The 19,541-nt window shown below is 48.3% G+C and carries 17 protein-coding genes and 3 tRNA genes; 6 read left to right on the top strand and 14 right to left on the bottom strand.

The window, feature by feature from the left end:
* Positions 1 to 141: 141 nt before the first annotated feature.
* The 4 genes from WCN91_RS05630 to WCN91_RS05645 form a co-directional block, all read right to left on the bottom strand.
* Positions 142 to 2,031: an EAL domain-containing protein gene (locus WCN91_RS05630; protein WP_425416014.1), complete on the bottom strand. Its 1,890-nt coding sequence runs from the start codon at positions 2,029 to 2,031 to the stop codon at positions 142 to 144.
* A 425-nt stretch (positions 2,032 to 2,456) separates the two neighbouring features.
* A tRNA-Asn gene (locus WCN91_RS05635) sits at positions 2,457 to 2,533 on the bottom strand.
* A 19-nt stretch (positions 2,534 to 2,552) separates the two neighbouring features.
* A tRNA-Asn gene (locus WCN91_RS05640) sits at positions 2,553 to 2,629 on the bottom strand.
* A gap of 22 nt (positions 2,630 to 2,651) precedes the next feature.
* Positions 2,652 to 2,728, bottom strand: a tRNA-Asn gene (locus tag WCN91_RS05645).
* A 719-nt stretch (positions 2,729 to 3,447) separates the two neighbouring features.
* Here WCN91_RS05645 and WCN91_RS05650 point away from each other — a divergent pair.
* Together WCN91_RS05650 and uvrB are read left to right on the top strand one after the other, a co-directional pair.
* The gene (locus WCN91_RS05650; protein WP_342677110.1) at positions 3,448 to 4,791 is read left to right on the top strand and encodes an MATE family efflux transporter; all 1,344 of its coding nucleotides are present in this window, start codon (positions 3,448 to 3,450) and stop codon (positions 4,789 to 4,791) included.
* A 15-nt stretch (positions 4,792 to 4,806) separates the two neighbouring features.
* Positions 4,807 to 6,822 (top strand): excinuclease ABC subunit UvrB, encoded by a 2,016-nt coding sequence (gene uvrB / locus WCN91_RS05655; RefSeq protein ID WP_342677112.1) that lies wholly within the window; start codon positions 4,807 to 4,809, stop codon positions 6,820 to 6,822.
* On the opposite strand, the gene WCN91_RS05660 is transcribed toward uvrB, so the two are convergent.
* The 3 genes from WCN91_RS05660 to queC all read right to left on the bottom strand — a co-directional run bounded on the left by WCN91_RS05660 (position 6,819) and on the right by queC (position 9,190).
* A complete protein-coding gene (locus WCN91_RS05660) occupies positions 6,819 to 8,162 on the bottom strand; it encodes a diguanylate cyclase domain-containing protein (RefSeq protein ID WP_342677114.1) in 1,344 nt (447 codons plus the stop codon). The two genes, uvrB and WCN91_RS05660, sit on opposite strands and share 4 nt — an antisense overlap.
* Before the next feature lie 25 nt (positions 8,163 to 8,187).
* A complete protein-coding gene (locus tag WCN91_RS05665; protein ID WP_342677116.1) occupies positions 8,188 to 8,427 on the bottom strand; it encodes a hypothetical protein in 240 nt (79 codons plus the stop codon).
* A gap of 103 nt (positions 8,428 to 8,530) precedes the next feature.
* Complete coding sequence (queC, locus tag WCN91_RS05670; RefSeq protein ID WP_342677118.1) at positions 8,531 to 9,190, bottom strand: 7-cyano-7-deazaguanine synthase QueC; 660 nt, start codon at positions 9,188 to 9,190, stop codon at positions 8,531 to 8,533.
* Between the two features lie 152 nt (positions 9,191 to 9,342).
* On the opposite strand from queC, the gene queE reads away from it, so the two are divergent.
* Positions 9,343 to 10,008 carry a 7-carboxy-7-deazaguanine synthase QueE gene (queE, locus tag WCN91_RS05675; RefSeq protein WP_342677120.1) on the top strand — a complete coding sequence of 222 codons (666 nt, stop codon included), beginning with the start codon at positions 9,343 to 9,345 and terminating at the stop codon, positions 10,006 to 10,008.
* A 66-nt stretch (positions 10,009 to 10,074) separates the two neighbouring features.
* Here the strand turns inward: queE and bcp are convergent, their stop codons facing one another.
* On the bottom strand, positions 10,075 to 10,548 hold the full coding sequence (gene bcp / locus WCN91_RS05680; protein WP_342677122.1) for a thioredoxin-dependent thiol peroxidase: 474 nt from the start codon (positions 10,546 to 10,548) through the stop codon (positions 10,075 to 10,077).
* Between the two features lie 12 nt (positions 10,549 to 10,560).
* The gene (locus tag WCN91_RS05685) at positions 10,561 to 11,094 is read right to left on the bottom strand and encodes a glycine cleavage system transcriptional repressor (protein ID WP_342677123.1); all 534 of its coding nucleotides are present in this window, start codon (positions 11,092 to 11,094) and stop codon (positions 10,561 to 10,563) included.
* 339 nt (positions 11,095 to 11,433) lie between these two features.
* Here WCN91_RS05685 and bamC point away from each other — a divergent pair, with 339 nt between their 5' ends.
* Positions 11,434 to 12,486, top strand: a complete 1,053-nt coding sequence (gene bamC / locus WCN91_RS05690) for an outer membrane protein assembly factor BamC (RefSeq protein WP_342677126.1) — start codon at positions 11,434 to 11,436, stop codon at positions 12,484 to 12,486.
* Positions 12,487 to 12,598: 112 nt separating this feature from the next.
* Entirely contained in the window at positions 12,599 to 13,963 is a 1,365-nt protein-coding gene (locus WCN91_RS05695) for a YjiH family protein (RefSeq protein WP_342677128.1), read from the top strand.
* Between the two features lie 49 nt (positions 13,964 to 14,012).
* Here the strand turns inward: WCN91_RS05695 and WCN91_RS05700 are convergent, their stop codons facing one another.
* Positions 14,013 to 14,204 carry a DUF2897 family protein gene (locus tag WCN91_RS05700; protein WP_342677130.1) on the bottom strand — a complete coding sequence of 64 codons (192 nt, stop codon included), beginning with the start codon at positions 14,202 to 14,204 and terminating at the stop codon, positions 14,013 to 14,015.
* A 105-nt stretch (positions 14,205 to 14,309) separates the two neighbouring features.
* On the opposite strand from WCN91_RS05700, the gene WCN91_RS05705 reads away from it, so the two are divergent.
* Positions 14,310 to 15,647, top strand: a complete 1,338-nt coding sequence (locus tag WCN91_RS05705; protein WP_342677132.1) for an ankyrin repeat domain-containing protein — start codon at positions 14,310 to 14,312, stop codon at positions 15,645 to 15,647.
* Positions 15,648 to 15,733: 86 nt separating this feature from the next.
* On the opposite strand, the gene WCN91_RS05710 is transcribed toward WCN91_RS05705, so the two are convergent.
* The 4 genes from WCN91_RS05710 to bepA form a co-directional block, all read right to left on the bottom strand.
* Positions 15,734 to 16,186, bottom strand: coding sequence for a DUF2069 domain-containing protein (locus WCN91_RS05710; protein WP_342677134.1), 453 nt, complete (start codon positions 16,184 to 16,186; stop codon positions 15,734 to 15,736).
* On the bottom strand, positions 16,179 to 16,730 hold the full coding sequence (wrbA, locus tag WCN91_RS05715) for an NAD(P)H:quinone oxidoreductase (protein ID WP_342677136.1): 552 nt from the start codon (positions 16,728 to 16,730) through the stop codon (positions 16,179 to 16,181). The genes WCN91_RS05710 and wrbA overlap by 8 nt, the downstream gene beginning before the upstream one ends.
* Positions 16,730 to 17,077: an arsenate reductase (glutaredoxin) gene (gene arsC, locus WCN91_RS05720; protein WP_342677139.1), complete on the bottom strand. Its 348-nt coding sequence runs from the start codon at positions 17,075 to 17,077 to the stop codon at positions 16,730 to 16,732. Before arsC ends, wrbA begins: the two co-directional genes overlap by 1 nt.
* 125 nt (positions 17,078 to 17,202) lie before the next feature.
* On the bottom strand, positions 17,203 to 18,648 hold the full coding sequence (bepA, locus tag WCN91_RS05725; protein ID WP_342677140.1) for a beta-barrel assembly-enhancing protease: 1,446 nt from the start codon (positions 18,646 to 18,648) through the stop codon (positions 17,203 to 17,205).
* Between the last annotated feature and the right edge of the window lie 893 nt (positions 18,649 to 19,541).

Raw genomic sequence — 19,541 nt, forward strand, 5'->3', positions numbered from 1 at the left:
CAAGTGCGAACTCGGCGTTAAGTTTGGGCTAATACGAATGTTGGCTATGCTATAGCAAAAGTTGCTGTGAAAGCCCTGGGTGATGTTAGAGGATTAGATGAGTTAGAGGTTCCCGGGAAGGTCCCGGGAACCTTAAAGAGCTTAATGCAGCTCTTTGGGTTTTTCGATAAAGTAACCTTGGGCACCATCAAGACAAAGCTGCTCGATAATCTGCTTTTCTTCCAGGCTTTCTACGCCTTCGGCAAATACACGTACACCAATACGGTGCGCCAAGTCGACCATAAGGCGCATAAAGTACTGGTTGTTCTTGTCGTCTTCCAGGCCGCGGGTATAACTGGAGTCCATCTTGATATAGTCGGGCTTGAACTCGCGGAAAAATTTAAACGAGGTCAGGCCAACACCGAATTTTTCCACCGTCAGACGGGCACCACAACGGTGCAGCATGCTGATAAAACGCTTACTGGAGATTATATCCCGCTGTAACCCTAATTCCGATATTTCAAACACCAGGCGTTGGGCGAAATCACCTTCTTTAATAAGGCGACGCTCTAACCAGATCATAAACTTATCGTCATGGGCACTGGCGGCAGAGACATTAATACCAAAGTATTGAGCGGTGAGGTTTTTACTCTTTATGGCATTTAACGAGTGGTCAATGATCATTTGATCCAGGTCGACCGACTTGCCCAGTTGATCGGCCATGGCCATAAAGGAAGAAGTCGGTAGTATATGGCCTTCCTCATCGCGAAAACGAGCCTGTATCTCAGAATAGGCTACGCTGCTTTTACCGAGCGGCATTATGGGTTGAACGGCCAAATCAACCGCCTGTTTTTCCAGCATCTCATTGATCATCTTACGCCAGTTTTGCGTCCCTTGAACTGCACTTGCACTGATATCTTCCGCGCGCAGCATGTGCCAGGCATTAGCGTGCTTGCTTTGTGCTATGTTCATAGCGATATCAACATTGGCGAGCAATTCACTTAGTGGCTTATGTTGCTCAAAAGGCACTATGCCGATATAGGCAACCGAGGGCAAATTATAAACCTTTTGATATTGATTGAATTTGATCTGTACTTGTAGGGCGAAGCGCTCCGCCTCTTTGGGAGGCGTGTTCGGTAGCACCACGGCAAAGTCCGAGCTATTAAGACGAAACACGCTGGCTGAGCCATAGTTTCGAATGCCGGCCGTTAAGATATCGGCAATACTGCGAATATACTCATCCCCTTGCTGGTAACCCTTACTCTGGTTGATATGTTGTAACTCGGTACCTCGTACCAGGGCAACACAACCAAAACAATCATCGCTGGCATGCTCAATATGACGCTCGTAATACTCCACAAACATGTTGCGATTACCCAGTTCAGTGATCACATCCTTATAGGCTTCTTTTTTAATTTCCAGTGCCGAACTGGCAATATTTTCTATTTGCAGGCCTAGGTGAGCTTGCAAGCGATTAAGGGCTGGGGAGATCTGATTAGCAAGCTTGAGCTTTAAACTATCATCGGCAAAAGCTCGATTAATCGGCTCGGGCATATCATTGTTGGTGATAAATTGGTCGATAATAGCACTGACAATATCGGCGATACGACGGCGATAACCACGATATGCGGTTTTCAGGCTGGCTATGGGAATAAAGCACACAAGGGTGATCACTAGGGCGAAATAGATCAGACTCTGTTCAAAGGCACTGGCCATATAATTTATATCGGCGACAAACTCGACTCGTAACTCGGCGTCTTGGCTAGTGGCAAATTGACTGCGCAGGGTCTCGAATTGCAGCTGGGATATTTGTGCCAAAAAGCTTTCTTCGGTGCGCGGGGTTTTGCTGCTGAGCACTTCGCCGTTACTATCGCGTAGCCACAGCTTTTGCACCGGCATCAAGGCCACCAGTTGCTCAGCCAGAAGTGGAGCCTGCTCTTTGACTTGCTCGACATTCATGCTCGGCTGGAGATCTATAAAGCGTTGTAGTTGCGCCTGCATAGCTTCCTGTTTATGCATGCCATAGGAGTGAAAAACCATAATATTGGCCATTGCAGCGGCGCATAGAGCTAGTAGCCATAATGTAAACTGCAGTAGTGTGAATCTTTTCACGGTAGCTTATCCTTCCCTTTTTCTTATTTAGTTGAAGCATGTGGTTGAGGTGCCTTTACACCAGTACTACAAGAGTTCGATCACCAAGGCTTGGTGCTGCGAACGTTTGTGTACTTACATCCATGTTTATTTACCATACACCACAATAAGTTAGCTTTGCATTTTCGCGGCCACATTATTATGCAGCAGCATGATAATGGCAATGCACAGGATATTATTGCAATAACGCTGGGCGTTAATTTACATTTACTAGTGTATTGAATAATAAAAAACTATTATGGATAGAGACTAGTTCAAGGGGAAAATATTGTCTAGAAAAAGGGGATTTATAATTTTGTAAGGTATTGTGATTTCTGGAGTTATTTTGGCTCCCCCTCCCCGACTCGAACGGGGGACCTGCGGATTAACAGTCCGTCGCTCTAACCAACTGAGCTAAGGGGGAACAAAATAATACTAGGAGTTGGCTCCCCCTCCCCGACTCGAACGGGGGACCTGCGGATTAACAGTCCGTCGCTCTAACCAACTGAGCTAAGGGGGAACAACCTAGTGCTGAAAGATATTGGCTCCCCCTCCCCGACTCGAACGGGGGACCTGCGGATTAACAGTCCGTCGCTCTAACCAACTGAGCTAAGGGGGAAGCGCTTGTCTCTCAACGGGGCGAGATATTAAAGACCCCACCTGCGAGTGTCAACTAATAAAGCCAGCAAAAATGAAAAAAATGACTCGTTCGTCGCTTTTTCACTCAAATTGCCTACTGGGCAGGCAAAAATATCCTTGGCGAGGGTTTTCCAGTATTGTCCCTATGGTGTTTTCATCGACAATGGGGCTCGTCAAAGTACTATCAAAGGCTTAGTTAAGTTCTGCGAGGCCAAAAAATGAATGAAAATGGAACCTGGATGTATCAGTGTAAGAATGATTTTTTGCCTATAGCGATCAAACCCTTATATTTAAAGGCTTAGGTTAACTTATCCACGAAATCTGTGGATAAGTCTGTTTATGAATAGGGGGAAAGCAGCAGTGATAGGCGACAAAGAGTACTTAGGAAGAAAGCAATAGGTAAATTGCAAAAAATATTCTTCATATTTATCAGTATCTTAGTTTTATATGCTTAAAAGTTACAAAAAGTAATTTTTTTATAATTATAACTGGGTGGATAATACTGGTGTTGTGCAAAAATACAGCGTTAATTTGTGGTGATGTTTAAAAGGTGTAAATTAATTGTTTTTTGACGGGTTTCATTTGTATAAAACGCTGAACAACGAAAAAAGAACATTTTTTATGCGCTAATTAAGCGTGGAAGGGGAGGCCTTGATGCTTTAGAATAGAGCGCTTGTATCAGCAGCAATAAGCGTTGTTATGGCTAAAGCCGAACCTGCAATGATCCTCAGTGCGCCCATTGTGCCAACCTTACGCAAAATGACCATTCCGATGATCTTCGGGATGATCTTTTTAATGCTGTTCAATCTTGTTGATACCTTCTTTATCAGTATGTTGGGCACCGAGCCCCTGGCGGCCATTAGTTTTACCTTTCCCGTTACCTTTACTCTGATAAGCCTGGCCATAGGTTTAGGTATAGGCACTTCTGCGGTTATCGCGACCGCCTTGGGGTCTGGGCAGCAATCACAAGCCCGTTTTGATGGTGCTGTGGCTCTGATGGTTTCGGCCTTTTTAGTCACAATACTGGCCCTGGTGGGTTATTTTTGCAGTGATCCCATTTTTCTATTACTAGGCGCCGAGCCGCAGTTGCTGCCATTGATAGATGAATATATGCAGGTGTGGTTTTTAGCCAGTGTGTTATTGGTAACGCCCATGATAGGCAATGCCGTACTCCGTGCTAATGGCGATACTAAGACACCGAGCCTGATTATGGGAGCATCCGGGCTGGTTAACGCGGTGCTTGACCCTATTTTGATTTTTGGTTTTGGTCCTATTGAGGCCATGGGGGTGCGCGGGGCGGCCATCGCCAGTGCCATTTCCTGGTTAATCGGTGTTGCTGCGATTTTATATATTCTTATTGTCCACCGTCAGTTAATTGATATTCGTTGTCGCACCCAGTCGTTCGTCGTGGCGACGCGAAAAATCCTTAAAATCGGCTTGCCGGCGGCCGGTGCGAATATGTTGACTCCCTTGGCCATGGCGGTGATGACGGCTATTGTTGCTCACTTTGGTGCCCCCGCGGTGGCCGCCTTCGGGGTCGGCAGTCGCATTGAATCCATTGCCTCTTTAGTTGTACTGGCCTTATCTATGACATTGCCTCCTTTTATCAGCCAAAACTTTGGTGCCGGTAATAAGGACAGAGTAGAGCAGGCCTATAAGCAAACCCTGAAGTTTGTGATGTTTTGGCAATTTGCCATTTATTTGCTGCTTATTGTGGTAGCGCCTTGGATTGCCAGCGCCTTCGCCACTGAGGCTCAGGTGCGTGAGTTGATTAAGTTGTTTATCTATATTCTGCCCCTGACTTATGGTTTACAGGGAGTGATAATTCTCACCAATTCGTCGTTTAATGCCCTGCACAAGCCCATGCATGCTTTGGTATTGAGTGTTGTGCGCTTGTTTGTATTTTATGTGCCGATAGCCTACCTGGGCAGCCTGATTGGCGATTTAACGGGCTTGTTTATTGGTGCCGCAGTAGGTAATTTATTAACGGCCATCGTTGCTTATTTGTGGTTCAGCCGCGAGCTTGAACGCCAAAGTGTTTAAACAAGGGGTGATATAGTGAAAGATGTTTTTGAGCTGCATTCGAGTTATTCGCCCGGTGGCGACCAACCCACCGCCATTGCTCAATTGGTAGAAGGTCTGGAGTCAGGCCTCGCACATCAAACCCTATTAGGTGCCACGGGTACGGGTAAAACCTTTACCATGGCCAATATTATCGCCACCTTGAATCGCCCCACCATCATTATGGCGCACAACAAAACGCTGGCGGCGCAGCTCTATGGGGAAATGAAAGAGTTCTTCCCTAACAATGCGGTGGAATATTTCGTTTCCTATTACGATTATTATCAGCCCGAAGCCTATGTGGTGGCCAGCGACACCTTTATCGAAAAAGACGCATCAATTAACGAGCATATAGAGCAGATGCGCTTGTCGGCCACCAAGGCCCTGTTGGAGCGCCGTGATGTTATTATCGTTGCCTCTGTGTCGGCCATCTATGGTTTGGGTGACCCCGACTCTTATATGAAAATGATGCTCTTGCTTAAGGTTGGCGATACCGTTGACCAAAGGCAGATGCTTCGTCGCTTGGCCGAGCTCCAGTACACCCGCAACGATATGGACTTCAGTCGCGGCACCTATAGAGTGCGCGGTGAGGTAATCGATATCTTCCCTGCCGAATCGGACGATATTGGCGTACGGGTGGAAATGTTCGACGATGAAATCGAACGCCTTAGCCTGTTTGACCCACTCACAGGTCAGGTACAAAAGAACCTGGTGCGTGCCACCATTTATCCAAAAACCCACTATGTAACGCCGCGAGAGAAGATTCTAGGCGCCATCGACAATATTAAGATCGAGCTTAAAGACCGTCGCCAGCAATTGCTTGACGGCAATCGTCTGGTCGAAGAGCAAAGGTTGTCACAGCGCACCCAGTACGATATTGAAATGATGCAGGAGCTCGGCTATTGCTCCGGCATTGAAAACTACAGCCGCTATTTGTCTGGGCGCGCCCCCGGCGAGCCGCCGCCAACCCTGTTGGATTATCTGCCCGATGATTCCCTGATGATCATCGACGAGTCCCATGTCACCGTGTCGCAAATAGGGGCCATGTATCGCGGCGACCGCTCGCGCAAAGAAAACCTGGTGGAATACGGCTTCCGTCTACCTTCGGCTATGGATAACCGTCCCCTAAAGTTTGAAGAGTTTGAGGCGATTATGCCGCAAACCATTTATGTATCGGCAACTCCGGGCGATTATGAGCTGGATAAATCAGCCGGCGAAGTAGCCGAGCAGGTGATACGTCCCACCGGCTTGCTCGACCCTCAGCTTGAGGTGCGCCCGGTCAGTACTCAGGTGGACGATCTGCTCTCGGAAATTTACCAGCGCGTGGAAATAAACGAGCGTGTTCTGGTGACTACTTTAACAAAGCGCATGGCCGAGGATTTAACCGATTATTTAAGCGATCACGACGTCAAGGTGCGCTATCTGCACAGTGATATAGACACGGTGGAGCGTATGGAAATTATTCGTGACCTGCGCGCTGGCGTATTCGATGTGCTTGTTGGCATCAACTTGTTACGTGAAGGTCTGGATATGCCTGAGGTGTCCCTGGTCGCCATTCTCGATGCCGATAAGGAAGGCTTTTTACGCTCAGCTCGCTCATTGATACAGACCATAGGTCGTGCCGCGCGCCATATTAACGGTAAGGCCATTCTGTACGGCGATGTGATCACCAAGTCCATGCGCCAGGCCATGGATGAAACCGACCGCCGTCGCGAAAAACAAATTGCCCACAATGAAGCGCATGGCATCACACCGCAGGCACTGAATAAGCGCATTACCGATGTTATGGACACAGGAGATACGCCCAAGCAACAACCTAGCACTGCTCGTAAGACAGGCCAGGGACGTAAAGGCGGTGATACTGAGGTGGCGATGGATGCGACGCAAATCGCCAAGGAGATCACCCGCTTGGAAGCACAGATGCATGAATTTGCCCGCGCTTTGGAGTTTGAAAAGGCGGCCCAGGTGCGCGACCAGGTGCATTTGTTGCAGCAGCAACTGATCAAAAGCTAAGCAATTACGGTTTTTTTGCCGCTTAATTTGCTGTCTTGCTTGTCTTGGTACATGCGCTTATCGGCCTGTGCCATCAGGGCTGCAATATCTAAAGTGCACTCTGTGTGACAACTAAAGCCGCAGCTGATCGACGGATAAATGATATGGTTCTTATAACTCAGCGGTGAGCGCTCAATATGCAGGCGCAGTTTTTCGACTATGGCGGCAATTTGTTCATCGCTATTGATTCGATGTAAGAGCACTAGAAACTCATCGCCTCCGAGACGGGCGATAATGTCCGAATCACGCAAGGTGCGCTGCAATTCCTTCGCTATATGCACCAGCAGTGCGTCCCCACAATCATGGCCATAGCTGTCATTAACCGCTTTAAAGTCGTTCACATCGATATTGATAATGGCGAAGTGTTTGTGCACATCCGCGCCTCGGGTGAGGTCGTCCAGATGCTGCATAATGGCGCGGCGGTTGGCCAGCAAAGTGAGGTCGTCTTGCAAGGAGGTGGCCCTAACCAGAAAGTAAGCGCGCACCAAGATGGCGACAGATACAAATAACACAAGGCTCAAGAGCGCCCCAAGGGCGCGAATAAGGGTGGCATGCCGCTGAGGCTCGACATTAAATTTGGCCGCCAGAGCCCAGCGACCATTGGCAAGATGTAAGGGTAAGATCACATCGGCATGGGTAAATGTGTCGGCATCACCATAAAATACCAGGGAGCCCTCGGCGGTGTTTTTTAATGCATATTGCACCTGCTCCTGAGAGTCCAGCTCCAGCAATTGATAAAGGGTAGTAATGTCCAATACCAGGCTGAGTGTACCCCAGTAACTGTTTTCATCGGTGGGGGTGGCAAACAGTGGAAACTGCGCCAATAGCGCTTCACCGCCTTGCACTAAAGTAAATGGTCCGGCGAGCACCATGGATTGAGTTTGTCGCGCCTGCTCTATGGTGGCAAATTGTTCTTCATCGCTGCGATAGTCAAAGCCCAGGGCCCTTTGGTTGCCTTCTAAGGGATAGACATATTGCACTATGTTTCCTGGTGCTAAGGCAATATTGCGAATTAACCGCGAGCGCGCCACCAATTGCGCGGCGATATGCTGCCAGTGCAAGGCGGTAAATTCGCGATTGATATTAGCAATAACCACCAGGCTTTCGGCGGCAAAGAGCTCCTGATTCAAGGTAGTTTCAAGTTTGGCGCGCAGCAGAGCTGATTGTTTACGCAGGTAGAGTTGCTCTTCAACAAACTCTTGTTGTTGATAGAGGTGGGCGAAATACTCAATCACAAAGGCGCTGGCCCCCAGATAAAGGGTGCTGAGCAAGATAAGCAGGAGTGTGGAGCGTCTTGTCATATTAGGTGCACTGTTCGGCTTAAATTCAGAGGTTATCTATTTCTTGTTCGACACTAAATCCTTTATCCGTGACTATGGCTTCGAGCACCTGGATGCGCTCTTTAAGCTGGCTTATTTGCGCTGACATAGTGTCTGTTTGCTGGCTTGCTGCCTGACACTTATCTTGTAGCTGGGAGAGTTGCTGGCCTTGGCGGTGCTGTGCGCGCAGGCCGAAGCTAAATGCGAGAGCTGCGATAATCAGCAGTAATATCATGTATATAAGCATGGCTATATCTTGCTAGCTGGAATGATCTCAGTATAACTGCAAAATGCCACAAGGCCACTGATTAGACAAAATTATCAGTGGCTTAGGGGGAACAGGGAGTAAATTAAGCTTCGTACGGCAGGGGATCAACAGCGTTATTAAGAGCAAAGGCCTCTAAACGCTCCTGACAGGCGCCGCACTTACCACAGGCCTGCTCGCGGCCATTGTAACAGGTCCAGGTCTGGCTGTAGTCCAGGCCCATTTTCAGACCGTCGGTAAGAATATCGATCTTGCTGTTAGCAAGGTAAGGGCAAACGATTTCCACTTCGTCATAGTTGGCGATACGGCACACATCGTCCATTTTCTTCACAAACTCAGGACGACAATCCGGGTAGATGGCGTGATCGCCCGAGTGGGCACCGTAAAATACCTTGCTGGCCTTCAGTGACACCGCGTAGCCCACCGCTAAAGACAATAAGATCATATTGCGGTTTGGCACTATGGTGCTCTTCATGCTTTCTTCTTCGTAATGCCCTTCCGGCACTTCGATATCGTCGGTTAGTGATGAGCCGCCAATTAACTGATTAATGGCGGAAATATCGACTATCTTATGATTAACGCCGAGTTGCTCGCACACTTGCTTAGCAACTTCCAGCTCTTTGACATGACGCTGGCCGTAGTTAAAGGAAAGGGCATAGACCTCGTGACCTTGACGAAGTGCCTTATTGAGCACGGTATATGAGTCCATGCCACCGGAATATATTACAACGACTTTTTCTGTCATTTGCCTGCGAGCCTTTTAATCATAGAGGTTTACGTTAGGGCGCGGTATACTACAGGGTTTGAGCTTGGATCACAATTATTCGCCGTTAGGGTTTGTTTTGCCTCAGGCATTTGTGAATAGCGATTGTTAAGTTTTAGCAGCAGGTTAGATTTTTGTACCAAATAAACGAGATTTTTGAAACCATCCAAGGGGAAGCCAGTTTTACCGGTACGCCCTCAATTTTTGTGCGTTTGCAGGGCTGTCCTGTGGGCTGCTCCTGGTGTGATACCAAACAAACCTGGGATGCCAAAACCAGTTATGTGGTGTCCTTGGAACAAACGGTGGAAAAAAAGTCCGACTCTGAGCATTGGGCCAAGGCCGATGCCGAAGATATTCTGGCGCTGTTCCAAAGTCGCGGCTATCGTGCCAAACACGTAGTGATCACAGGCGGTGAACCTTGTTTGTTTGACCTTAATCCCCTGTGTGAACTTCTGCATCAGCACGGTTACAGCACCCAAGTCGAAACCAGCGGCACCTTTGAGATCAAAGTGCCGGCACAAACCTGGGTGACGGTATCGCCAAAAATCAATATGCGCGGCGGTTATGAGGTGCTGGCCAGCGCCATGAAACGCGCCAATGAGATTAAGCACCCGGTGGCGATGCAAAAGCATGTGGACGAGCTTGAAGAGCTGTTTAAAGCAACCGGTGTGCATCCGCGACTGGTCTATCTGCAGCCCATCAGTCAAAAAGCCAAGGCAACAAAACTGGCCATAGATACCTGCATCAAGAAAAACTGGCGTTTATCTGTACAGGTACACAAGTATCTGGGGATTAATTAGCCCGAATTGACTTATTAAACATAAAAAAACGCGGCTTAAGCCGCGTTTTTTTCATTAAAGCATTAATTAAGCATTATCTGCCAAATAGTCGATCACTACCTGGTGATGATCCTTGGTCTTAAACTTATTGAAAACATGTTTAATGTGGCCGTCTTGGCCGACTAAAAAGCTGATGCGGTGAATGCCATCGTACTCTTTGCCCATAAATTTCTTTAAGCCCCACACGCCGAAATCTTCGGCTACCTTGTGGTCTTCGTCGCTTAACAGCTGGAAGTTAAGTTCTTTTTTGGTTTCAAAGTTCTTTAGTTTTTTCACCGGATCCGGGCTGATACCCACAGCCACGGTGTTGAACTTGGCCAACTCGGCTTTATGATCGCGCAGTTGCTCGGCTTGTACTATGCAGCCTGGGGTCATGGCCTTGGGGTAGAAGTACACTAAAACCTCATGGTCCTTTAATAGCGTTGCTAGGCTAACCGCTTCGCCGTTTTGATCCTCAAGGGTGAAAAGTGGCGCTTTATCGCCCGCTTGCAAGGTGTTCATAATGCTGCGTCCTTATCTGATCCGCTTAAAAGTATAATCTATGTTCAGGCGTTGAGATAACGCCTCAAAGGCCACCTTAAAGGCATCAATATCAAGCTCTTGTGGCACATTAAACTCGAGTTCACAGCGCATTTGAATGTCGCCATCTTGTGCGTAGGTATCTGATTTTAAAGAGCAGATGCTGATATTGTGTTCGGCAAAATAACCGGTGATCTTACTTAGGGTGCCCGGCGTGTCTATGCCTAGATACTCCAAGGTATAACCGCCACTGAATTGCTCTTCGGTGTGGCTTGAGGTGCGTTTCATCATGGTCAACAGCCCCAGTTCCATGCCCTTATTTGGCAAAAGGTGCTCGACTCGGCTAATGGCGGCCATATCGCCGCATAGCAGCATAATAAAGGTGAGTTCATTGCCTAAAATGGCAATGCGGCTGTCGGTGATATTGCAGTGACAATCGCTGACCAATTGCGTTAAGGCGCTAACCACCCCGGCTTGGTCTTCGCCAATTGCGGTGATCACTAACTGTTGTTTGGCCAATTCGCCCATTGATTTGCCCTTGCTCTGTGAAAACAATCTGTTGGCGGCGCAGTGTAGCATAAACGGGGTTTTAAAGGGCAACTTTTAGCCTTGTCCCGCTTTATTGTCTTTTCGGCGGCGACATTCTTGTTTTTAACCCCGTGTAAAAGTACCATAGTGAAAATTTTTATAAGCCATTGCTGCGCGCCAGCGCAACACTGGTGTGGGTGTCGTTACTGGGGTTTAACACCTTGGTATATTAGGCAAGACAACAAAGCCGTTGTTAAGTTGAATCTGACACTGAACCAATTACCCCTCACCGACTCAAAGTTCGTACAATAATAATGGTGAGTAAAGGAGAACAACAACGTGCAGTATTGGATCCCTAAAGTATTGATCTTGAGTGCTTTAGTCACTTTGAGTGGCTGTGGCATTTTTACCAACGAGGCACACCACAAGCGTAACTATCAGGCGAATCAGCCATTAGTGACTCCACAGGGACTCGATGCACCGAGCCAAGATCCCACCTATAAGATGGACGTGGGCAGCTATGATAACAGCGAAGATGCTAAGGCCGTTAAGCCGCCGATGCAGATTATGCCTATCGCTCAGGGCAGCTGGATTGAAGAAGGCGACAAGCTAGCCAGGGTTTACTTCGATAAAAACGATGGTATTGAAGATCTTGACCAGTTTATTTTGGCGGCCGTGGAAGGCGTGCTGGAAAGCTACAACACTCCGGTGACCAATAAGTCACAAAGCAGTATCGAAAGCGATTGGTTTTCTATCGTAAAAGTAGAAGAAGGCTGGTTATGGGACGATGAAATCGTTGCCGAGCAGCGTTACAAGTTTACCGTTGAAGAAAAAGATCACCAGCGCACCGCGTCTTTGCGTGCCGAGATGATTGATTATCGCTCGCAGGAAGTGCCGTTAACGCCACTATTGCAGCAGCGCTTGGAAACCCGTGCCCTAAATGCGGCGGTGGCTGAGTTCGATTACCGTTACCGTCAGCTGCAGGTTGAACTGCGCCAGCGCCAAGGCATTATTTCCCTGGCTTTAGGCTTTGATAATCAAGGTAATGCGGCACTTATCACAGAGCAAGAGAAGAATGTGGTGTCTGAGCGCTTCAGTGCCTTCTTAGAGCGTCTACAATTTACTATTATTGAAGTGGATGCCGAAAAAGGTCGTATTATTGCCGACTACACCCAGCCTGAATCTAGTGTATGGGATTCAATTTGGGGCGAAGAGGCAATGCAACTGCCTTTAGAAGACGGCCAGTATCAGATTCTATTGGATAACGCCAAAGCTGGCGGTACCAGCATCACCTGGATGGATAAAGACGGTGAGGTTCTTGAGCCCGGCACCATGAATGATTTACAGCAAGCCCTAGTAACGGCTCTACGTGCTCGCGGGATTGAGCTGTAATCATTTGATTTTGCTGTAAAAAAGGAAAGGAGTTAAATCACCTTTCCTTTTTTATTTGGAGCTATAAGAGGCAGGGAAGCCCAAAGATAACAAAGAAAATAAGTAAACAATTATGACAACAAGCCAGCCACGGTCAATGACCAACACTTTACTGACGTTTTTAATTCCCTCACTGATCGGCGTCTTTCTCTTTATGGTGCCTATCCCCTGGGATGGTCAGATAAAAATCAGCGTGGCGATTTTGGCGGATATGTTACGCCAAGCCTTAGCGCCTATATCCAGCACCTTGCTGTTGGTGATTATTTGTATGACCGGCCTGTTATCCTTGCTGATGACGGTGAAGCAACCGCGCTCCCTGTTTGAAAAACCCCTGATGCGCCACCTCTTTTTAGTAACACCGACCTGGCTTGTAGTACGCCTTGTGGGCATGGTGTTTGTGGTCATGACCTATTTCCAGCTTGGCCCCAAGGCCATCTACTCAGACGCTACCGGCGCTTTTGTATTGACTGAGTTGCTGCCGCTGTTACTTACCGTGTTTATTCTTGCCGGCTTCTTATTGCCGCTGCTTTTGAATTTCGGCTTGCTTGAGCTGGTTGGTACCCTGTTTACCAAGATTATGAAGCCTTTGTTTTGTGTGCCCGGTCGCAGCGCCGTAAACTGCGCCGCCTCTTGGCTTGGCGATGGCAGCGTCGGTATTTTGATGACCGCCAGACAATATGAAGAAAAGCACTATACGCAAAAAGAAGCGGCCATTATCGGTACCACCTTCTCCGCTGTGTCTATTACCTTCTGTTTTGTGGTTATAGGTCAGGTGCGCCTTGAGCATTTATTTGCGCCTTTCTATTTAACCGTGTGTTTGGCAGGTGTGGTGTGTGCGTTGATTTTGCCGCGTATTCCTCCTCTTAGCCTGAAGAAAAACATTTATGTTGATGGCACCAGCCAATGTGATGACAATGAAGCTGTACCAGAGCATAAAAGCCTGTGGCGTCAGTCAGTGGGTATGGCTCTTGATAAGGCGCGCCATGCAAAAGGAGTAAAAGGCACGGTAGAAGAAGGCCTGCACAATGCTCTGGATATGGTATTTGCTGTGTTACCTGTGGTGATGGCCGTGGGTACCTTTGCGCTTATCGTTTCTGAATATACGCCGGTATTCCAATGGCTGGGTAAACCCTTTATTCCTTATCTTGAACTTTTGGGTATTCCCGAGGCGGTGAAGGCTTCAGAAACCATAGTGGTGGGCTTTGCAGATATGTTTATCCCGTCGATTTTGGCGGCCTCGAATATCGACAGTGAAGTAACGCGCTTTATTATCGCCGCCATGAGTGTGACTCAGTTGATTTATATGTCGGAAGTGGGCGCGCTCTTGCTAGGCAGTAAGATCCCGGTGAATATTTTTGAATTGTTTGTGATTTTTATTTTGCGTACCCTGATCACCTTGCCGGTGATCACCTTGATGGCAAAATGGCTGGTAGCCTAGGACTTTCCTAGGCACTAGGGCTTAGCCCTAAGCGCAGGGCTCTAAGGCTTTAGGATTCTTGGTCGTCGCTCTTTGAGTCCTGCTGCTTCGCTTTTTCGGCAAGGCTGCGTTTGGCCTTTTCGATAGGGTCCTGATTAAAACTTTTCATGTCCATTTTGGCTGAATATTTTAACAGTGCGATATTGCTCCAGATCACCGCCAAGACAAAGACGATGATCAGGATTACATGCCAGTTTTGCATTGCAGTGTCCGCTATATTAAGTGCAGGGTAAGGGAGCGCCCTTTATAACTGACAACCTAGTTGCGATGCAACATCTAGAACGATTTAGTGGAGTCTTCATAGGCTATGGAAAAGGTACTAATTTGGCCGGAACAATATCCGTTATTACTTAAAGGACTTATTGAGCAAAACGGCGCCTTTATACTCGATGCTTTGGAAGCATGGCCAGCTTGTAGTACAAAAATCGAGGATGAGGTCAGCAGCACCACGCTGCCACCTCTGTATTATTTAATCTGGCTGCAGCCGCGTGACCCTTTTGATGAATGTACCTTCCAGCATATCAGCGATTTTGATGAGCAGGCCCTGCGTTATATTCAGGCGGCAAAAGAATATTTCCTCAGCAATGACTACACCGCCGAGCAAATCAGCGAAATGCTGCTTGAACGCCTGGCTCAGTATGCCGATATTAATGCGCAAATTCAGATTGAAACGCCGCTTTCGCTTGCCAAGTTATTATTTGAGCAGCGCTATTTTTCTTTGCTTGCAGAGCTTTTGAATCGCGATGTAAAGCTAAGCAGCGCTGATATCTTGCTGCTTTGGCAGGAAGTTGATTTTCGCCCTAAACTGGAGCCATATCTGCCGGATTGTGCTGCAGACTTGCCTGATTTACTGGAAGCGGCAAAGACCGAACTTATCCAGGGTCATGACTTTTTCACCTTGTTGCAGTGCCTCTCTAATGAGGAAAATCTGCAACAGTTGTTGGAGCAGGCCTTGCTGGCGCATTTACACAGTGAGCATGCCAAGCAAAGCCTGGCGATGCGCTTTATTGAACAGGGCGCACGAGGCAGTGAGCAAAACGAGCAAGGGCAAACAGCGCTTATGCTGGCTGCGGAAAAAGGCTTTGTTAGCGTGATTGAAGCCTTACTCGGTCAAGCATCGCTTGATGCCAAGGATCATCAGGGTAATAACGCTTTGCACTACGCTGTGGCTGCCGATAACGGCAATTGTTTAACCGTGCTGCTGCGCGCCGGTGCGAATTTCCATGCTAAAAACAATGCCGGACTAAGCTGCTATCGCTATGCGGTGGAGCAAAACCGTAAAGCCTTAGTGCGCCTTATGGAGCGCGAGTTTGGCATTAAGGAATTATCGCCTCAGGGTCAGTATATGCGTATTGCCAAGGTGCATGCCCTGCATGCCCTGGTAATGCTGCTGTTACCGCTGCAACTGTTTTTCTTTTTTGATGACGGCATCGACTATAAAAGCGAGCTGACCATGGTCTTTACCATGCTCTCTGTGGTGGCGATATTCTTTGCTATTAGCTTAAAGCGCTGCGCCCTGTATCCACAGTTGCGTCATCCATTTGGGCTTGGCTTATTAAGGGTGGGCTCTGTGCTGTCCTTGCTGGCGCAATTGGCATTACTGAGCGTGGTAGGGCTGGCATTCTTAAGTCAGCTGGGTGGCTAAGCTCGTCAGGGGCTAAGTAACGCCAACTTCGATTGCAAAAATAAAAACGCCGAGCGAGTAGCCCGGCGTTTTTTCTTACTGAGATATTATTGTTTATCCTGATTCTGGCGATGATATTCCTGCGCCGCCTTTTCATTGGCTAAATCGTCTTTTAATTTACCTACCTTTAAGCCTAACTCCTGACCGCGATGGCGGGCATAGTAGGTGCAGCCGATAAACATGCAGCTGGAAAAGACCAGCTCCAGTATCACCCATAGGCGCTCGTCCGGGCTGACCCACAGCAGGGTAAAGCCATGAATAAAGTAGATCATAACGATAAAGTTGGCCCAGGCATAGGTGTAGGGCTTGTCCTGAATAATGCCTTTTAGGGGCAAGAGCAGGGGCACTATATACAGGCCAAAGGTAAAGGCGAAGCTGTAATCGCTGCGCGGCGAAAAGACAAACAGCCACAGGGGCATTAACAGCAAGAGGCCGATATAACCGACCAGCGCGAGGCGCTGATAACGCTGAGTCAGCGGCTTTTTGGCGATATTAGTCATTGAGTTTTCTCGCTAAATTAACCAAACGCCGACCAAGGGCTTGGCAAATCTGTTTTTCATCATTGCTTAGCTGGGAATTATTATCCAGACCAGAAACATGGCTGGCACCATAAGGGGCGCCGCCTGTGGTAGTGGCATTGAGAGCGGGCACGTCATAGGGTACGCCCACCAACAGCATGCCGTGATGCAATAAGGGGATGCTCAGATGCAACAAGGTGGTCTCATTACCGCCGTGCATACTGCTTGACGAGGTAAAGACGCAAGCGGGCTTGTCGATCAATTGCCCCTTAAGCCAGATATCACTGCTTTGCTCCCAAAATGACTTGGCTTGAAAGGCCATCATGCCAAAGCGGGTCGGCGTGCCAAAGGCCAGGGCGGCGCAGTCGATAAGCTCCTGCTTATTCACCTGAGGGTGAGCGCCATCGTCACAGATACAACGCAACCAGACATCAGAGCCTTGTGCTTCTATGCTGTCGGCGATTTCTTCCGCCAGCGCCTGTACACTGCCACTACGAGAGTGGTAAAGCACCAAAATCGGTGCCATTAAATGATCTCCAGGGCATTTTCAGGCGGTCGGCCAAGCACGGCTTTGTCACCGTTCACTACGATAGGTCGCTCGATCAGCTTAGGATGGGCGTGCATGGCATTAAGCAGCGCCTGCTCGTCCTGCTCGTTTTGTAATTCCAGCTCTTTATACAGGTCTTCCTTGGTACGCATTAGCTCGCGGGCCGAGCCAAAACCCAGCTTGGCAACCAACTCGCTTAGAGTGGCAACGTTTGGCGTTTCTTCCAGGTATTTAACGATAGTGACCGGCGTGCCTTGCTCTTCAATTAGAGCCAGGGTTTGGCGCGACTTTGAACAACGCGGATTATGATAAATAACGACAGACATAATAATTCCTTAAATACAGATAATGGCGATAGTGTAAAAGATACTGGCGGCTAAGGGTAGGGGCGCGCCACCTGAGGGGGGCTTTTTAGCCAACCTGGCAGAATTTCCAGGTTGGCTGGGTGTATTTATAGCCGTGAAAGCTCTTTTTGCATGGCCCGGTATTGGCTAAGCAGGGCTTTTAAGCGTTTTTGCTTCAGGGCCTCGTTCGGCTCGATATGGTTCAGCGCTTTTTGCACCTCGTCAGCAGCCTTCATATAGGCGCCGTATTGGGCCATCAAATCGGCATTGGCTTCATGATAGGCGGCCTTGTTTTCCTGTTGCTTATAGGTATCGGTTAGCAATTGCTTAGCCAGGATATGATCGGGCTTTTCCAGGGCAAAGCTGCGCAGCAGCTCTTCGGCCAGCTTATACTGTTTGGCCTCAATGGCGGCATGGGCATAATTCAGGGTGATCACCTGATTATTAGGGCGCAACTGATGGAATGGGCGTAGATGCTCCACGGCCTTTTGTGGCTCGCCTTTACCCACATAGTAATCGGTCAGTGAGTCGAGATAGAAAAGGTTGTCTGGGGCTTTTTGCAAGAGATCATCAAGTAAAGGCTTTGCTTCTTCAAACTTCTTTTGGTCTATCAGGGTCAAGGCCAAACCATAACGCAGCGCCGAGGTATCGCCAAAACTGTGCTCTTTGAGCAGCTTGCGGAACTGGGCTTCGGCATACTCCTTGTCGCCATTATAGCGGGCAATAACACGGCTTTTGGCAAGGTGAAACAGCAGGTTATCTGCATAGGGCCGGTCTTGATATTGCTGCGCCCGCAAACGCACGTCACTTACCCGGCTTTGCGGCAACGGGTGGGTGAGTAAGAAGATGGGTGGCTTTTGTTTGTAGCGAATTTGTGCCGACAGTTTGGTTAAAAACTCCCCTGAGGCCTTAGGATCAAAACCGGCTTCGTACAAGGTACGCATACCTATGCGGTCCGCCTCTTGCTCGGCGCCGCGGCTATGGGTGAGCTGACTTAGCGCACTTTGCGTTTGCGTGCCTGTGATAATGGCCATACCGGCATCGGGAGAGACCATGGTTGCCAGCACACCGGCAATAAGGCCGGCTATGGTCAGGCCCGAATTATCTTGTTGTTGCTGTAGTCGGCGGGCCAGGTGGCGCTGAGTCACGTGGGCGATTTCGTGCCCTAGTACAGAGGCTAGCTGGCTTTCGTTATCGGCCTGAGCGATAAGCCCGGTATGCACGCCTACATGGCCGCCATAGAAGGCGAAGGCGTTGATTTCCTTGTTATTGATCCAGAAGAAAGAAAAAGGAAAGCGGATATCGTCGGCGTGGGAAACCAGTTGATTGCCCAAGCCGCGTAGGTATTCATCGAGCACGGGATCGTTGATCACCGGCGAGCTGCCACGAATTTGCATCATCATTACATCGCCTATGATGCGTTCCTTTTCAATCGGCATAGCCTGTAATGCTGAAGTGCCTAAGTCGGGCAAATCAAAAGAGTTTTGCGCGCGGGACTCGGTCACACTGGTGGTCAAAACCAAAGCGCATAACAGCAGACGTCTAAATAACATATTATTCCTTGCGGTCTTTATCTTTATTTTGCAACAGGCGTTTAGGCAATCTGAAGCTTATAACTGGCGTATAATTAATTGGTCTAGCCATTTATCTTTAGGTCTTCAGACCCTGTGCATGCGACGAACGTTCACTTTCAAGGGCAATAAAGTCACTAGGGTCTGTTTATCTTTGCGGTTTACTTTATGTTCAATCTAAGCGCATTCTGATGAATTTAGCACGAACCTATAAGGCATAATTCATCCATGAAGTTTGGTTACATCGTGCATCCATGCACTCACCTCGCTAAGCTGCGAAGCATTGCTTCGGTCTTGCTCGCCTATGTACATAGCGAGCAACACAGAGCAGGATGCGTTTAGATGAACCCGCAGGGCAGCGCTTGTAGCGCATTTCTACTGTGTTGTTACATGTTCATGTAGAATAACTACACCACACATGTGCCGCCTTGTATAAATCCGCTACAAACTGCTGCAGAAACAAACAACAAAGGTCAACAGACCCTTTAGTATGCACTTTCCTAAGTACATAGAAGATGAATGAGTCGCGCCAATTCGCCTTTGTGTATTTGACCATACTAATCTTAGGATAAACGAATGTGGCGATGCTTTTAAGTGTTTTTACGGTATTATGCCTTATGCGCCAAGGCTCTAGCTAAGGTTTGCATACAAGAAAACGCCTTACACAAGGCCTGCTAGGGTCTGTTTATCTTTGCGGTTTACTTTATGTTCAATCTAAACGCATTCTGATCACGACGCTCGTTATGATGCATAGTCATTCTATGTTCATAGCGAGTAACACAGAGCAGGATGCGTTTAGATGAACCCGCAGGGCAGCGCTTGTAGCGCATTTCTACTGTGTTGTTACATGTTCATGTAGAATAACTACACCACAC

The organism is Pseudoalteromonas qingdaonensis (assembly GCF_038739665.1).
In the GTDB taxonomy this organism is placed as follows: Bacteria; Pseudomonadota; Gammaproteobacteria; order Enterobacterales; family Alteromonadaceae; genus Pseudoalteromonas; species Pseudoalteromonas qingdaonensis.

What these genes read in the sequence shown, in the direction of transcription:
- WCN91_RS05630 (WP_425416014.1), bottom strand. Translation starts at nt 2,031, where the DNA reads ATGGCCAATATTATGGTTTTTCACTCCTATGGCATGCATAAACAGGAA.
- WCN91_RS05650 (WP_342677110.1), top strand. Translation starts at nt 3,448, where the DNA reads ATGGCTAAAGCCGAACCTGCAATGATCCTCAGTGCGCCCATTGTGCCA.
- WCN91_RS05660 (WP_342677114.1), bottom strand. Translation starts at nt 8,162, where the DNA reads ATGACAAGACGCTCCACACTCCTGCTTATCTTGCTCAGCACCCTTTAT.
- WCN91_RS05665 (WP_342677116.1), bottom strand. Translation starts at nt 8,427, where the DNA reads ATGCTTATATACATGATATTACTGCTGATTATCGCAGCTCTCGCATTT.
- queC (WP_342677118.1), bottom strand. Translation starts at nt 9,190, where the DNA reads ATGACAGAAAAAGTCGTTGTAATATATTCCGGTGGCATGGACTCATAT.
- bcp (WP_342677122.1), bottom strand. Translation starts at nt 10,548, where the DNA reads ATGAACACCTTGCAAGCGGGCGATAAAGCGCCACTTTTCACCCTTGAG.
- WCN91_RS05685 (WP_342677123.1), bottom strand. Translation starts at nt 11,094, where the DNA reads ATGGGCGAATTGGCCAAACAACAGTTAGTGATCACCGCAATTGGCGAA.
- WCN91_RS05695 (WP_342677128.1), top strand. Translation starts at nt 12,599, where the DNA reads ATGACAACAAGCCAGCCACGGTCAATGACCAACACTTTACTGACGTTT.
- WCN91_RS05700 (WP_342677130.1), bottom strand. Translation starts at nt 14,204, where the DNA reads ATGCAAAACTGGCATGTAATCCTGATCATCGTCTTTGTCTTGGCGGTG.
- WCN91_RS05705 (WP_342677132.1), top strand. Translation starts at nt 14,310, where the DNA reads ATGGAAAAGGTACTAATTTGGCCGGAACAATATCCGTTATTACTTAAA.
- WCN91_RS05710 (WP_342677134.1), bottom strand. Translation starts at nt 16,186, where the DNA reads ATGACTAATATCGCCAAAAAGCCGCTGACTCAGCGTTATCAGCGCCTC.
- wrbA (WP_342677136.1), bottom strand. Translation starts at nt 16,730, where the DNA reads ATGGCACCGATTTTGGTGCTTTACCACTCTCGTAGTGGCAGTGTACAG.
- arsC (WP_342677139.1), bottom strand. Translation starts at nt 17,077, where the DNA reads ATGTCTGTCGTTATTTATCATAATCCGCGTTGTTCAAAGTCGCGCCAA.
- bepA (WP_342677140.1), bottom strand. Translation starts at nt 18,648, where the DNA reads ATGTTATTTAGACGTCTGCTGTTATGCGCTTTGGTTTTGACCACCAGT.